At 39.7% G+C, this 14967-nt stretch carries 17 protein-coding genes; 2 read left to right on the forward strand and 15 right to left on the reverse strand.

The annotated features are described in order from the left end of the window. Positions 1-57: 57 nt before the first annotated feature. Positions 58-447 (forward strand): large conductance mechanosensitive channel protein MscL, encoded by a 390-nt coding sequence (mscL, locus tag DQ356_RS09435; RefSeq protein ID WP_114304234.1) that lies wholly within the window; start codon positions 58-60, stop codon positions 445-447. A 184-nt stretch (positions 448-631) separates the two neighbouring features. Here the strand turns inward: mscL and DQ356_RS09440 are convergent, their stop codons facing one another. The 8 genes from DQ356_RS09440 to holA form a co-directional block, all read right to left on the reverse strand. Continuing rightward, positions 632-1657: a T9SS type A sorting domain-containing protein gene (locus DQ356_RS09440; RefSeq protein WP_114304235.1), complete on the reverse strand. Its 1026-nt coding sequence runs from the start codon at positions 1655-1657 to the stop codon at positions 632-634. A gap of 132 nt (positions 1658-1789) precedes the next feature. Then, positions 1790-3172: a dipeptidase gene (locus tag DQ356_RS09445; RefSeq protein ID WP_114304236.1), complete on the reverse strand. Its 1383-nt coding sequence runs from the start codon at positions 3170-3172 to the stop codon at positions 1790-1792. Between the two features lie 133 nt (positions 3173-3305). Further along, positions 3306-3542 carry a hypothetical protein gene (locus DQ356_RS09450; protein WP_114304237.1) on the reverse strand — a complete coding sequence of 79 codons (237 nt, stop codon included), beginning with the start codon at positions 3540-3542 and terminating at the stop codon, positions 3306-3308. A gap of 83 nt (positions 3543-3625) precedes the next feature. Continuing rightward, on the reverse strand, positions 3626-4774 hold the full coding sequence (locus DQ356_RS09455) for a class I SAM-dependent methyltransferase (RefSeq protein ID WP_114304238.1): 1149 nt from the start codon (positions 4772-4774) through the stop codon (positions 3626-3628). Continuing rightward, a complete protein-coding gene (locus DQ356_RS09460; RefSeq protein ID WP_114304239.1) occupies positions 4771-5934 on the reverse strand; it encodes a methylmalonyl-CoA mutase family protein in 1164 nt (387 codons plus the stop codon). Before DQ356_RS09460 ends, DQ356_RS09455 begins: the two co-directional genes overlap by 4 nt. A gap of 29 nt (positions 5935-5963) precedes the next feature. Further along, positions 5964-6317: an FtsB family cell division protein gene (locus DQ356_RS09465; RefSeq protein ID WP_114304240.1), complete on the reverse strand. Its 354-nt coding sequence runs from the start codon at positions 6315-6317 to the stop codon at positions 5964-5966. Next, the gene (gene udk, locus DQ356_RS09470) at positions 6292-6933 is read right to left on the reverse strand and encodes a uridine kinase (protein WP_114304241.1); all 642 of its coding nucleotides are present in this window, start codon (positions 6931-6933) and stop codon (positions 6292-6294) included. The genes DQ356_RS09465 and udk overlap by 26 nt, the downstream gene beginning before the upstream one ends. Positions 6934-7014: 81 nt before the next feature. Next, positions 7015-8052: a DNA polymerase III subunit delta gene (gene holA / locus DQ356_RS09475; RefSeq protein WP_114304242.1), complete on the reverse strand. Its 1038-nt coding sequence runs from the start codon at positions 8050-8052 to the stop codon at positions 7015-7017. Positions 8053-8057: 5 nt separating this feature from the next. Here holA and DQ356_RS09480 point away from each other — a divergent pair, with 5 nt between their 5' ends. Further along, positions 8058-8492: a type I restriction enzyme HsdR N-terminal domain-containing protein gene (locus tag DQ356_RS09480; RefSeq protein ID WP_114304243.1), complete on the forward strand. Its 435-nt coding sequence runs from the start codon at positions 8058-8060 to the stop codon at positions 8490-8492. Between the two features lie 84 nt (positions 8493-8576). Here the strand turns inward: DQ356_RS09480 and DQ356_RS09485 are convergent, their stop codons facing one another. The 7 genes from DQ356_RS09485 to DQ356_RS09515 all read right to left on the reverse strand — a co-directional run bounded on the left by DQ356_RS09485 (position 8577) and on the right by DQ356_RS09515 (position 14950). Beyond that, positions 8577-9149, reverse strand: a complete 573-nt coding sequence (locus DQ356_RS09485) for a glutathione peroxidase (RefSeq protein WP_114304244.1) — start codon at positions 9147-9149, stop codon at positions 8577-8579. 1 nt (position 9150) lies between these two features. Continuing rightward, the gene (locus DQ356_RS09490; RefSeq protein WP_114304245.1) at positions 9151-9816 is read right to left on the reverse strand and encodes a LolA-like protein; all 666 of its coding nucleotides are present in this window, start codon (positions 9814-9816) and stop codon (positions 9151-9153) included. 52 nt (positions 9817-9868) lie between these two features. After that, a complete protein-coding gene (gene kdsB, locus DQ356_RS09495; protein WP_185123780.1) occupies positions 9869-10600 on the reverse strand; it encodes a 3-deoxy-manno-octulosonate cytidylyltransferase in 732 nt (243 codons plus the stop codon). Between the two features lie 14 nt (positions 10601-10614). Beyond that, positions 10615-11868 carry a pyridoxal phosphate-dependent aminotransferase gene (locus DQ356_RS09500; RefSeq protein ID WP_114304247.1) on the reverse strand — a complete coding sequence of 418 codons (1254 nt, stop codon included), beginning with the start codon at positions 11866-11868 and terminating at the stop codon, positions 10615-10617. A gap of 137 nt (positions 11869-12005) precedes the next feature. After that, complete coding sequence (locus DQ356_RS09505) at positions 12006-13265, reverse strand: nucleoside permease (RefSeq protein ID WP_114304248.1); 1260 nt, start codon at positions 13263-13265, stop codon at positions 12006-12008. 32 nt (positions 13266-13297) lie between these two features. Then, complete coding sequence (locus DQ356_RS09510; RefSeq protein WP_114304249.1) at positions 13298-13894, reverse strand: bifunctional nuclease family protein; 597 nt, start codon at positions 13892-13894, stop codon at positions 13298-13300. Positions 13895-14002: 108 nt separating this feature from the next. Beyond that, on the reverse strand, positions 14003-14950 hold the full coding sequence (locus DQ356_RS09515) for an electron transfer flavoprotein subunit alpha/FixB family protein (protein WP_114304250.1): 948 nt from the start codon (positions 14948-14950) through the stop codon (positions 14003-14005). Positions 14951-14967: the final 17 nt, after the last annotated feature.

Consider the following 14967-nt stretch of genomic DNA (forward strand, 5'->3'; position numbering starts at 1 on the left):
ATAATTTTCTCTGATATTTTATTTACTTTTATTCCATCATAAATTAAATATTTTATTATGGGAATTATTCAGGAATTTAAACAGTTTGCCTTCAAGGGCAATGTGATGGACCTCGCTGTGGGGGTAATTATTGGTGCAGCTTTCGGGCAGATTGTGACATCGCTTGTAGAAGATGTGATTACACCTCTCCTTCTGAATCCTGCTTTGAGTGCCGTAAATGCAGACAAAATCGCAGACCTTAGCTGGAACGGTGTGAAATACGGGAGTTTTCTGTCTGCAACGATTTCATTTCTGTGTATTGCAATGGTGTTGTTCTGGCTGATTAAAGGAGCCAACAGACTCACCCGAACCGCACCGGAAGAAGCAGCCACCCCCGCTCCGCCTTCTTCTACAGATGTTCTACTGATGGAAATCCGGGACGAATTGAAAAAAGGACATTCCTCCTGATTGGGATTATTTATTTTACCTCTGCCTGAAAACAACAGGCAGATTTTTTTTGGCTCATTTTCAGGTGAATATGATCGGAATTATAGAAAAGTATATTTGCTTGGTAAGTGTCAATGTTTAAAAACAGGCCATAAAAAAACCGCCTCGGTGTGAGGCGGTTTCAAAAGTTTCCTTTTAAATGAGATTATTTCTTAATAAATATTTCAGAGGTTATTCCTTTATTAGTATGAATAGTAATTAGGTACGATCCAGCAGATAATCTTTCTACGTTAATTCTATTACCTTCAACAAATACATTCATTTTTCTACCTCCCAAATCATGAACTTCTACTTTATTGATCTTTTGAGCAGTGAGAATATTTAAATAATCTACAGTTGGATTAGGTCCAATAGCAATAAGACTTTCAGTATTCTTAACAATTACATCAGTCGTCGCTAGCGTTGAGTTGTCCGAAGCCTCTACTCTATAGTTGTCTATACCAAATGTTGTAGGTCCTACATTAACGGGATCAGTAGCATTTAAGCGAGTAGGATTACTATATACATCAAGTTCCTCAGGATCCAATCCCGATACAGGGCCTGCACCAGTAACTGTTAACGTTTGACTAACTCCATTTATACTATAAGTAATTGCTCCTGTAGTTTTATTATAGCTAAATCCAAGTTTTATCCATGTATTTGCAGGAAAAGTATCTGGTGTTAAACCTGTTATTATATAAAAATCTGCAGTTCCACCCGTTGGAAGTATATTAGCCAATCCTGTTATTGTTTTTGTCTGAGAATTATACCTGATCCCAACTATACCTGCAGTCGCTCCAAAGATAGACATTCCCGAATTATGCTTATTAGTTGATGTTCCAGTGTATAAATCAAAAGATCCTTTAATAATATTATTACCAGCTGTCCTGTTTGCCCATCCAGTATCTATATTATCGGTTTTGAACACGTAACGGCTTGAAGCAGCTGTTCCATCAGAGCCCGTTATAACCTGCAGATACTTACCATGAGTTGCATCCCCAGCTACAATCTGATAATCAGTTGCTGCGCCGTTATACAAATACATTCCGCCTTGACCTACAGTAGTTCCATTTGTAGCAGTTGCAATAGATCCCAAGGTATATGATTCATAATTGTCAGATTCTAACAATTGTGCTTGTACAAAAGAAGAGCAACAAGCTAATGCCATACAAAAAAGTAAGTTGTTTTTCATAATATTTAAATTTTTAAATGATGCGGTAAAGATAGCAGATCCTTTCTATTTCTGCAAGAAAAATTTTTATAAAATATTATGAATCTCTTACAAAAAACCCGGACTTAAACCGGGACTCTATATTGATGATATTTACATCTTCGCATAATTCTCAAAAAATAACGGGATGCTTTCTATTCCTTTGTAGAAATTGAAAAGCCCGTAATGTTCATTCGGGGAGTGGATGGCATCAGAATCCAATCCGAAGCCCATCAGTACAGATTTGGCTCCCAACACCTGCTCGAACATGGCGGTGATAGGAATGCTTCCACCGCTTCTGTATGGCAGCACTTCCTTTCCGAAGGCGGTTTCCATCGCTTTTTTAGCCGCTACGAATTCTTTGGTATCGCTCGGCAATACGTACGGCATTCCGCCATGGTGCGGTGTTACTTTTATTTTTACATTATCGGGTGCTATTTTCTCGAAATATTTCGTGAACTTTTCGGTAATTTCGTCCGGAGTTTGATAAGGCACCAATCTCATGGATATTTTAGCAAATGCTTTGGATGGAATCACGGTTTTGGCTCCTTCGCCGGTGTAACCACCCCAAATTCCGTTGCAGTCGAGTGTCGGGCGAATGGAGGTTCTTTCCAACGTTGTAAATCCTTCTTCTCCTTCCACTCCTTTCAGGCTGATAGATTTTTTAAATTCTTCCTGATCGTCTTTCAGTTTGGCCATTTCCGCTCTTTCTTCGGCAGAAAGTTCTAAAACATTATCGTAAAAACCATCGATGGCAATGCGTCCGTTTTCATCAATCAACTGTGCAATCATTCTGGACAGCACATGAATCGGATTCGGAACCGCGCCACCGTACAGGCCGGAATGCAGATCTCTTCCCGGGCCTTCCACTTCCACTTCCATATAACTGAGGCCGCGCAAACCGGTAGTTACGGTTGGCTGATCCTTAGAATATAAACCGGTATCTGAAATGAGAATACAATCGCAGGACAGTTTTTCTTTGTTTTCATTCACAAAATCGCCCAGACTTACCGAGCCTACTTCCTCTTCGCCTTCAATAATAAATTTCACGTTGCACGGCAGCGTATTGGTTTTCATCATGGCTTCAAAAGCTTTGATATGCATGAAGAACTGGCCTTTGTCATCGGCCGATCCGCGGGCAAATATCGCACCGTCAGGATGAATTTCCGTTTTCTCGATATAAGGTTCGAATGGCGGTTTTTTCCACAATTCCAGCGGATCCGGCGGTTGCACATCGTAATGTCCGTACACGAGAACAGTGGGCAGATTTTTGTCCAGTATTTTCTCGCCGTACACAATAGGATAACCTTTGGTCTGGCAGACTTCCACCGCATCTGCTCCGGCGTTTTTCAGGTGTTGAGCGCACATTTCTGCACACTTCAGCACTTCGTTTTTGTAGGCTGGATCTGCACTGATGGAAGCGATTTTCAGCAATTCAAAAAGCTCATCAATATATCGTTGTTTGTTCTCCTGAATGTAATTCAAAGTTTCCTGCATTTTTATAAATATTAATTTGATTAGAAATTGGATCAGTACTCATTTACTGTTCCGGTAAAAATAAAAAAAATGCCCTGCATAAGCAAGGCAAAATGGTATTATTTGATCATGAATATTCTCAAAAAAATAAGTTTTAAGGAGTCTGCTTCAGTGAATCCGGCCTCATTTCTACTGCAGTTGCACCGGCTACAGAGTCTGTCGTTGCAGGCATTGCCACTTCTTCCGGCGTTGCTGTTCCGCGCGTTTCTGTATTGTCGTAACGGTCTATTCCGCCCTGCATTCTCAGGACACCCTGGTTACCTCCTTCTGTTACTTTCTTACAACTGATGGCCAAAGTTGCGATGGCTATTCCTAATCCTAATTTTTTCATAATCTTTATTTCTAATGTTTCAAGAAGACTTGGTCTCTAAAATTCCCCAAAAATAAGAAATATTGCGGGGTTGCACAAAACTTTTATTTTGATTTTAAAATATGTTTCCCTTGCAGCGACCGGGTAAAAATAAGATAACGGAAACCGCCGTCTTTCAGCTGAAATTTTTTCCTGATTTCCTCCGGTTTTAGCGGATGGTTTTTAGAAATAATATTAAACTGTTCCTTCTTTTTAATGGCTCTCGCGTCTACAGTCTCTACTTCCAAGACTCTTCCGGGAAAATCATTTATTGGTCTGTCAGAAGTATAAAGATGGGTGTTGGGATGCAGTTTTTTCAATCCGAACGGTTCCGCAATCAGATGAAAAGCACCGGATTTCAAAACGGTATTATTGGGAAGATATAAAAATGAAAGCGGAACAGAATATGCTGCCTGAGCTTCACTTTCCTGATTCCAGTCAAATTCAAAAACCGGTTCTTCTGTTTCGAGATTCACACAGGAACAACTCACCTTCTCAGGTTTACTGTCCGGATGAATATATACCACCACTTCTTTCACTTCGTTTTTAACGGCGATGATTTCAATACGGTACACCTCTTTCAACACAGAAAGGAGATACGATACATCAATCAACGGAGATAGTTTGATGATGATTTCCCGAGCTGATTTCCGTAGAATATCCTGAATTTCCAAGAGATTTGGCGACAGATCTTCCAGAAGAAAAACCTTATTTCTCTGTGCATCTCTGCGGGCGGGATCCAGATAAACCACATCATATATTTGCGTATTTTCCTGTAAAAAATCCAGTGCGTTTTTTGAAATAAAAGTGGCTGATTTCCCCAATACTTCCCAATTGTGCTGCACAATTTTTAAAAGTTCAGAATTTTCTTCGACCAACGTTACTTCTTCAAAATTTTCTGACATGAAAAAAGCGTCAATTCCAAAACCGGAAGTGAGATCAAGAAAGGTTTTTCCGTGGAGATTTTTCGCTTTGTAGATGGCGGTGGATTGCGATGACGACTGTTCCATATTAAGTCCGGGCGGAAAAACGATTCCTTCTTTTAAAAAGAACGGAAATTTCTTTTCCGCAACCTTTCTTCCCTTAATCTGCTGTACGATTTCCTGCATGGAAACTTCCGGAAACGGTGATTTTTTCAATAACAAAGAATGCAAATCCGTTTTCAGATTTGCATTGATAAAAGCATGAATATCTTTGTTAAACTCTTTTTTCATTCAAACATTTCTGCCAGGCGAACAGGCTTTATTGTATTGCCGGAATACATTTCTTCAACAGATTTGGTTTTTTCACGTTGCGGATACAGATTGATTCCCGTCAGTTTTATTTTTCCCTCTTCCACCCAGTTTTGTTCAGCAACCGCGTGTTGAAAAATGTGTTTCTGAATTTCCCCGGATTTCAGCATGGTGAGATAGCCTCCCTTTTCCTCAATTTCAAGAAAATATTTCCATGATTTTTCTGCAAACTGTCGGGTGATATCCTCTACAAAATAACTTCCGTTGGCAGCATCGTCAAACACATTGATAATGCTTTCATAAGCGAGGACAATCTGTTGTTTGAAAGAAATTTCTTCCGAAAGCAACGTTTGGTTTTCCAGTTTATAATCATTGCTGAAGACGGCATCGGCGCCACCGATCATGGCTGCGGATAATTCCAGAGTGGAGCGGATCAGGTTGTTTTCCTCATCCAGTTTTGATTTATTCCGCAAAGTGGTTTCAGCAAAAATATACGGAATGAGCTGGGTATCAAATTCTTTGGAAAACTCATGAAAAATAAGTTTCAACGCCCGTATTTTAGCTATTTCAAAGAAATAATTCCCGCCTACAGCCACTCGAAAAAGAATTTTACTGAGAATATCTTTACCGAAAATTTCCGTCAGTTCTTTTGTTTTGGCTAAAGCAATTCCCAGTTGCTGAACAATAGAGGCGCCAGCGTTCTGATGAAGAGCCACATCTATACAGAGGTTTCTGCGGAAATCTTTCGCCAGCATTTCTTTTGCCAATTGTTCATCCAGCGATCCTGCGTCTTCATCAAAAACATCAATCAGCGAAAAATATTCGTCTGTTTCTTCAGGGCTAATGTGTTCTGCAAGGTCTTTGTTGTTAATGAAAATGGTTTTGTCTTCCAGGCCTTCCACATTTTGATTGAGCAGGAAAGCCCGCACTTCTTCTTCATATTCTTCATGATAAAGCGCAACGAGATGGGTATTTTCTTCCACTTTGGGAAGGTTTTTCAAAACGTATGAAGGTTCGCCGTAATAGGGTTTCACTTCAATTCCTTCCAGATTTTGCCTAGAAAGAACTGCATTGATATCTTCTGTTTTCAGTTGCTTTTTCACCAGGTTTTCCCAATCCTGTACTGAAGTTTCTTTTAACATAATATTGCAATTTACTCTGTCAGATTCAGTTACTTTCGTGGTTTCAAACGACTGCTGTCCACCACAAGGATGAAAATTTCTTCATCATATTTTTTCATAAAATAATTTTCCCTCGCAAATTTTTCTTTTTCATCCTTATTGTTCATCAGCTTTTTATAGTAACTGTCATTTTTCTGATATTCAGTTTTGTAATAGTCCAGTTGCTCTTCGTATTTGCTGATTTCCTGATTCATGCCATTGATGACCAGAAAAGAAGTCTGATCAAAAAGCGTCATCCACACGAGAAATGCAACGATGGTTATTCCATATTTGTTGATGACATATTTTCTGAGCCATCTCACCGTTGGCGACACCGGTTTAATATCCTTGATTAAATTTTTCATGTGGTGATTTTTTTAGTGAATTATTGATGACGGTTGTCAGGAAATCGATGGCCACATTGTTGTGACGCATATTGGGAACAATCAGGTCTGCATGGTTTTTTGAAGGTTCTATAAATTCCTGATGCATGGGTTTCAAAGTAGTTTGGTAGCGGTGCAACACTTCACTCAAATCTCTTCCCCTTTCCTGGGTATCTCTTCTGATTCTCCGGATCAGCCGTTCGTCGCTGTCGGCATGGACGAAGACTTTTAGGTCATATTCCTTCAAAAGTTCGGCGTGAGTGAGTACAAGAATTCCTTCTACCATCAGTACGTTCCGGGGTTCTACCATCACATGATCACCCGTTCGGGAATGGGTAACAAAACTGTACACCGGCTGCTCGATACTTTCTCCGTTTTTCAGCATTCGTACATGCTTCATCAAGAGTTCAAAATCGATGGATTTGGGATGGTCATAATTCAGCACTTCCCTTTCCTGCAACGAAAGATGCTGATTGTCATGATAATAATTATCCTGAGAAAGCACATTGACGCCTTCCGTATTCAACTGCTGAAGAATTTTATTTACTACCGTAGTTTTTCCGCTTCCGGTGCCACCTGCAATACCTATTACGAGCATGAAATAATTTTATACAAATATAGAATTTTTGAAATAGGAAAAAGAAAAATCAGCTGAGTAAAGTTCTGATAAAAACAATCCTCACGCTTTCACTTTCACTTGATCTACATTCAGGATTTTATATACCAATTCTTTCAGCAGTTCGCTGTCTTCGGTTTGGTTTGCGCCCAGTCCTTTACTTTTCAGATCAATCTCGCGGAGAATAGAAATCACTCTTGTGGCGCGCTTCAGCGGATAGTTTCGCGCTGCTTCGGCGTAATCTTTTATAAAATAAGGATTAACTCCCATTGCTCCGGCGATAACTGAGGAGTTTTGTCCCGGCATGGTGTGATAAATAATCAGATTTGAAAAATAATTATACAGATTTCCGATCATCATTACAAAAGGGTTGCTTTTCGGATTTTTGCCGATGTAATGGGCAATGTGCATCGCTTTTGCAGCATTTCTTTGTCCCAGAGCTTTCTGCAATTCAAAAACATTGAAATCTTTACTGATACCGATGTGGGTTTCCACCAGTTGGTGGTTTAGCACTTCGCCGTCTTTCAGAATAATTTTCAGTTTCTGGAGTTCATTGGCAATTCTGGAAAGATCGTTTCCAAGATATTCAGCCAGCAACACGGGAATTTCAGGATCAGTTTTTATATTTTTTGATTTGCATTCGCCGCTGATCCATTGTGCCAGACTCCAGTCTTTCACAGGTTCGCTGTGAAAAAGGAATCTCTTCTTATCCAGAATTTTCGACACTTTCTTCCGGCTGTCCAGTTTTTTATGCTTGTGGGCAAAAACCAACACTGTAGTAGGAACAGGATTTTCGATGTAATGTTCGAGCACTTTCACATCTTCCTCATTCCATTTCAGATCCTGCGCTTCTTTTACGATAATCAGGTTGATATTTCCAAACATCGGAAACTGCTGCGCAGAAGCGATCACTTCAGCCATCGTAGTATCTTTTCCGTAAACAATGGTTTGCCCGAATGCTTTTTCATCTTCCTCCAACACTTCATTTTCCAGACATTTTACGGCAACATCCATAAAATAGGGTTCCTCTCCGTGGAAAAAATAAATCGGGAGAAGTTCCTTATTTTTAATATTTTTGAGCAATAATTCTAAATCTTTCATCGTACGTGCAACTGCCAAAACTGAATTTCCGGGAACAATTTAATTTTCATTTCAGAAAAGACAAAGATAAGTTATTTATCTATGACCTCACCCGGAAATCATACCTTCTACTGACGCCTGAAGAGTGGGTACGGCAGCACTGGATTCATTATTTTATGACCACTGAAGGCTATTCCGCCTCGGCATTAATCTCGGAAAAAAAGCTGATTCTGAACGGCCTTACCAAAAGAATTGACCTTTTAATTACTCAAAAAACCGTACCGCATATTTTAATAGAATGCAAGGCACCTCATATTGCGCTGAATGAAAAAACGTTTGAGCAGGTGGCCCGTTACAATTCTGTAATAGGAGCGAAGGAAATCATCCTGAGCAACGGCATTCAGCATATCCGTGCGCTACACACGGTTTCTGGCTACGAATTTCAGAAGACTGAATATTAATTAAAGTTTTAAAAATAGATCCGGAATTTTTAACATTTGCAGCTTCGCTCTTTCGCTGGTCCACAATTAAAATCCTTTCTATAATTACTCCAAATGTTTCGTTATCGCTTCATCAGTCGGTTTTGTTGTGCTTACAAAACTGTCGATCAACGTTCCGTTTTCATCTAATAAGAACTTGGTAAAATTCCAGAGAATAGACGTATTCTTGACACCATTCAGTTCTTTTTCTGTAAGAAATTTAAAAATATCAGCTGTATCATCTCCTTTCACGGAAACTTTGGCTGCCATCGGAAACGTTACGCCATAGTTTTTCTGGCAGAACGCTGCGATTTCTTCATTGCTTCCCGGTTCCTGTCCTCCAAAATTATTTGCCGGAAAACCTACAATGACCAATTGGTCTTGATACTGCTGGTGTAATTTTTCGAGATCTTCGTACTGTGAAGTGAAACCACATTCGGAAGCCGTATTGACGATGAGAATTTTCTTGCCTTTGAAATCCGCGAAATTTATTTTGCCGCCGTCCAGGCTTTCTACTGTGTAATCATAAATTGTTGTTCCCATAAGTTGTTTTGTTTTGGCTTTAGACTGGTCGCTTTTCTGTCCACAACTTTGTAAAAAAGCAAAAGCAGAAAGGAAAAATATCAGTACTTTTTTCATTTTATTTAAATTTAAATGTATTTTCAGGAAGCGCTCTGTTGGTTTCTATTTTGTTCACCATTATCACAAATTCACTGTCTTTTGCGGGATTTGAACTTTCTATCCGAAACGGAAAAAGAAGATTTCCCACTTTTTTATAATCTGTATACAGCAACGTCTCGTCTTTTTTCTCCTCCTTGATCAACATATACGTCTGGGTATCAAAATAATAAATATTCTTATTCACATTCTTCACCAGTTCTACTTTATGACACTGTGAATTGCCGACTTTTTCTTTTCCCAGATAACTGGCGACAAAACCTTTATTTTCAAAATCAATAAAATCGTTATCGAAACTTTCAGCAATATAGTCGGAATATTCCTGAAGCGTGTTGCTGGCGTAGTGCATTCCATATCCTCTTTTTCCGTCATATCCGGCAATCGGTGTTTCTTTTTTATTAACCACCATCACGGTTTTGGTAAGGTTAGGCCTTGCCTGATAAATTTTGATCGGATATTCATCATTAATTCCGAGGATCACTTTCCCGTGGATGGTGACGGTATTCAGGAGTTTCCAGTTGGTAATCCCTCCGGAAAGTTCAATGTTTTTTTCAATAATTTCTTTGCCGGTTTGCGCTTGGAAACCCAATGAGATGAAGAGGATGAATATGCTGAGTATTTTTTTCATAAATGGTTTTTAAACTTTGGTAAATTTAATTTTTCTTGAAGTAATGGGCAGTTTATTTTTGATTCAGAATCGCCCGGGCTTTCTCCAGATCTTCCGGCACATCAATACCCACACCTACAAAATCGGTTTCTATCATTTTGATTTTCATGCCATTCTCCAGATATCGGATACATTCTATTTTTTCCAGCTTCTCCAAAGGACTCATCGGCAACCGGGAAAATTTCAAAAGTGCTTCCTTTCTGAAAGCATAAACGCCGATATGACGGAAATATTCTGCATCTATGGATTTTTCCCGATGATACGGAATCACGGAACGGCTGAAATAAAGAGCAAAACCATTGAGATCGGTGATTACTTTTACATGATTCGGATTTTCAATATCTTCCTGATTCTGCAATTTTATTTTTAAAGAAGCCAAAGATATTTTTTTGTTGAGATCTTGCTGAAAAACCTCCATCAATTGTTTCAATGGTTCGGTTTTAAGAAAAGGTTCATCACCTTGAACATTTACTACAATGTCGCAGTTTATATTTTCCACCGCTTCGGCGATTCTGTCGCTGCCGGTTTCATGTTGGCCTGTCATCACTGCTTTTCCACCGTTGCTTTGGATTTCGTTAAAAATAATTTCAGAATCTGTAGCTACAAAAACATCACTGAAAAGCCCCGTTTTTACTACATTTTCGTAGGTTGTGGAAATCACGGTTTTCTCCCCTAACTTTTGCATCAGTTTTCCCGGAAATCTGGAAGCTTCGTAACGGGCCGGAATGACGGCAATAATTTTCATCATCAATGAAGATTTTATACGAGTTGGGAAAGTGCTTTTTCTAATCTTGGGAAAAGATCCTGTATTTCACTCTTGCTGAGACCACCCGCAGAAGCCCTGAACCAGGCCATATTTTCTGAGTTTCCAAAAGCGGAAAAGGGAACCAGAGCCACTCCGGCTTCCTGAATCAGATAAAAAACCAGATCTGAGGAATTGCTGATTTGCTGTCCGTCGGGTTTCACAGCTCCGATATAATTCAAAGCGATCGTGAGATATAAAGCACCCATTGGTTGTATACTTTCGGTTTTATAGCCCTTGGATTTCATTTCCTGAATTCCGAGGTGAAGGGTCTGCAAGCTTTCTTTTATTTTCTGTTTAAAATCGTTCACGAAAAGATCCACTTCCTGACTTTTATTTAAAAACTGAGCGACCGATTCCTGCTCCGGCTTGGGAGCCCAGGCACCGACGTGTCCCAGAAGTGATTTCATGTGATGTATAATTTCCGGCGGCCCAAAACTCCATCCAACGCGAACCCCTGTTGCGGCGAAGCATTTTGAAATTCCATCGATAAAAACCGTATATTCTCTCAGCTCCGGAAACAGAGAAACCGGATTGAAATGTTCCTGATCAAAAGTCAGCATTGCATAAATCTGATCGTATAAAATGTACAGCGGTTTTTCCTCCGGAGAACGTCTTCTGTTTTCTTCCAACACGAGTTCACAGATTTCAGAAAGTTGCTGTTGTGAAAACATAGTTCCGGTCGGATTCAGCGGCGAGCATAATGCCAACAAAACGGCACCTTCCAAATGAGGCTTCAGTTCGGCAGCTGTGGGCAGGAAATTATGATCTACAGAAGTTTCCACTTCTATTTTTTCACCGGAAGTAAGATAGGTATAATGATTATTGTTCCAGGAAGGCACGGGATAAACTACTTTGTCGCCCTCATCCACAATCGTACGGTAAGCCGCATAAATTAAAGGCCTTGAGCCTCCTGAAACCAAAATTTCGTTTTCAGAATAATCGAGATTCCAACGGTTTTTCAAATCTTCCGAGACGGCTTTCCGCAAGCTTAGGAGTCCGTTGGCAGGAGGATAATTGGTAAGATTGTTTTGATACGATTCCTGAATGCCTTTTTTCAAAAGCTCAGGAATGGGATATAATTCTGAATTGAGGTCACCGATGGTAAGGTTGGCAATTTCTGCACCTTTTGCTTTCAACTCGTTGACTTCATTTCCTATTTTTATGATTTCTGAACCAATCAAATTGGCGGCAAGGCGGGATACTTTCACGTGAAATAATTATAGGGATCTATGCAAATGTAATCATTTTAATGAAGATGTCAACTGAGGTTTATTAGCAAAAATAAACAAAAAGCTGCGTTCCGGATAGGATTGCAGCTTATATTATTTGATGAAATTCCGATAATTTAGTGTCTCACTTCTGCTACTTCTTCAGGATGATGTTTATGTTTAAACATGATTGCAAATAATACAGTAACGACGAGAGCATACAACGCAAACACCAGCCAGATCTCATGCCACATTTTATCTCCGGCAGCATCCTCAAAATATTTTGAAATAATCCAGCCGCTCCCTAAACTTCCGATCACGGCACCGAATCCGTTGGTCATCATCATAAATAATCCCTGAGCTGAAGATCTGATTTTATAGTCCGTGGTGGTTTCTACAAACAGCGATCCTGAAATATTGAAAAAATCGAAAGCCATTCCATATACGATACACGAAAGAATAATGAGAACAAGCCCCAATCCTTCGGGAGTGCCATAAGCGAAAAAGGTAAAACGCATCACCCAAGCTGCCATCGAAATAAGCATCACTTTTTTAATACCAAAACGTTTCAAAAAGAAGGGTATGGCCAGAATGAACAGGGTTTCGGAAATCTGAGAGATAGACATAATAATTGTAGAATACCGGACGACGAAACTGTCTTCATACTGCGGATTTTTTTCAAAATCTGAAAGAAAAGTGTCACCATACATATTGGTAAGTTGCAATGCCGCTCCCAGAAACATTGAAAAAAGAAAAAACACGGCCATTTTATATTCCTTGAATAACGCAAACGCATTGAGCCCAAGTTTTTCGGAAATTGTAGCGTTCTTTGGAATCGTATTCTGCGGTGGGCATTTCGGCAAAGTAAACGCATACAATCCCAGCAATACAGCAAAAATAGCAGCAATATAAAACTGATTTTCAGAAGCTTTATTTCCTGTCAGGTTGGTAACCCACATCGCTGCAATAAATCCCAAAGTCCCCCAAACACGAATGGGAGGAAAGTCTTTTACTACATCATAATTATTATTTTTCAGAATATAATATGCAATGGAATTGGAAAGCGATATTGTAGGCATATAGAAAACCATGGCCAGCAACATCACCCAGAAGAACTGTCCGGGATCCGTAACTTGGGGAAGATAAAACAGCACAACACCATACAGAATATGGAGAATACCGTAAAGTTTTTCAGCATTCACCCATCGATCGGCAATAATACCCGTCAAGGCCGGCATGACGATGGAAGCTATACCTAATGTGGAGAATACTGCTCCAAATTCGGCTCCACTCCACTGTTTATTCCCAAACCAATAAACTCCTATGGTAATGAGCCACGCTCCCCACACAAAGAACTGAAGGAAGCTTAGGACGGTAAGTCGTAATTTTAAATTCATGGTGTTTTGCTATTCAGGTTATAAGGTACTTTTCAGTCTATTTTTTTGTTTCTTTTTTTGATTTCCTGCTGAATTTCCATTGCGGTATCAAAATCTTCTTCTTTCACGGCATCTTCCAGAAGTTTTTGAAGATCTTCCAGTGACATCGCTTGTAAGCTGTCTTCTGAAATTTCCTGTTCCAGATTTTCGTCTTCTATCGTTTTTTCTTCAATTTCGAGAAAAATACCTGCTTCATTCAGCACATCTGAAGTCGTATAAATAGGAGCATCAAAACGCACCGCCATTGCTACAGCATCAGATGTGCGGGCATCCATCACCATCGTTTCGCCGGTTTCCTGATGCAGAAAATTGATATTAGAAAAGAAAACGCCGTCTATAATTTGGTAAATAATCACTGAAACTATAGAGTAATGAGTGGCCGTAATAAACTGAGTAAAAAGATCATGGGTAAGCGGCCGCGGCGGATGAATGTCTTTCTCCAGTCCTAATGAAATAGATTGTGCTTCGAAATTACCAATAACAACGGGGAGTTTCACATTCGTCTCTTCATGTTCCAGCAGCAGGGCATAAGCTCCTGACTGCGTCTGACTATAGGAAATTCCGCGTATAACGAGTTCTTTATAATCCATAATGGCAAATATATAGTAAATTTAATATTTGTAAATCGAAATTGAAAATAATTTCTGAGGAAAACAAAAAGCCCGAAAATCGGGCTTTTGAATCGGAATAACTAAAAATTATCCCTTCAGTGCTTTTATTTTTTTTGTCAGTTCCGGAACAATTTGAAATGCATCTCCCACCACTCCGTAATCAGCAGATTTAAAGAAGGGTGCTTCTGCATCATTATTGATGACTACAATTGTTTTGGAGGAATTCACTCCGGCCAAATGCTGAATAGCTCCGGAAATCCCGATAGCAATGTACAGATTCGGAGCGATGGCTTTTCCGGTTTGCCCCACGTGTTCACTGTGTGGACGCCATCCAATGTCTGAAACCGGTTTGGAACACGCTGTCGCAGCGCCTAAAACCTCTGCCAGTTCTTCTACCATTCCCCAGTTTTCAGGGCCTTTCATTCCGCGTCCTGCTGAGACTACGATTTCTGCTTCTTTCAAATCCAGTTTTCCTGAAGACTGTTCATGAGACAACACTTTGGTATCTTCATTCGCTATCGAAAGATTTTTAATTTCTTCAGTTCCAGAAACCGGATTTTCCTTTGCTCCAAAAGCGTTTTGCGAAACCGTGACAATCACTTTTTCTCCATTAGCTTTTGCATGCATGAAACCTTTTCCTGAAAAAGCCCTTCTTTTCACCTGAAAAGGCGACGTGCTTTCCGGTGCTTCCACGGCATTGGTAATTAAAGCATAATCTTTCATTACGGCCAACATTGGTGCTACCGAAGAAGCATCTGTAGTATGAGGAAATATGATAATGTTCCCTTCTGCCACTTCTCCCATTGCAGTTGCTACAGCTTTCGCACTGAAGTTTTTAAGACCTTCATCTTTTACATGAATTACCTGCGATGCGCCATATTTATACAGAAGCTCTGAAGAATCTGTAGGGTTGAAAGAAACCGCAGTTACCGTTTCCCCTTTTTGGTCGGCGATAGCTTTGGCATAAGAAACCGCTTCAAAAGCTGCTTTTTTATAAATTCCGTTAATATTTTCTGCGTATACGAATACTGCCATTTTTGTAAATTTAAAAT

The organism is Chryseobacterium lacus, from assembly GCF_003336205.1.
GTDB lineage: Bacteria > Bacteroidota > Bacteroidia > Flavobacteriales > Weeksellaceae > Chryseobacterium_A > Chryseobacterium_A lacus.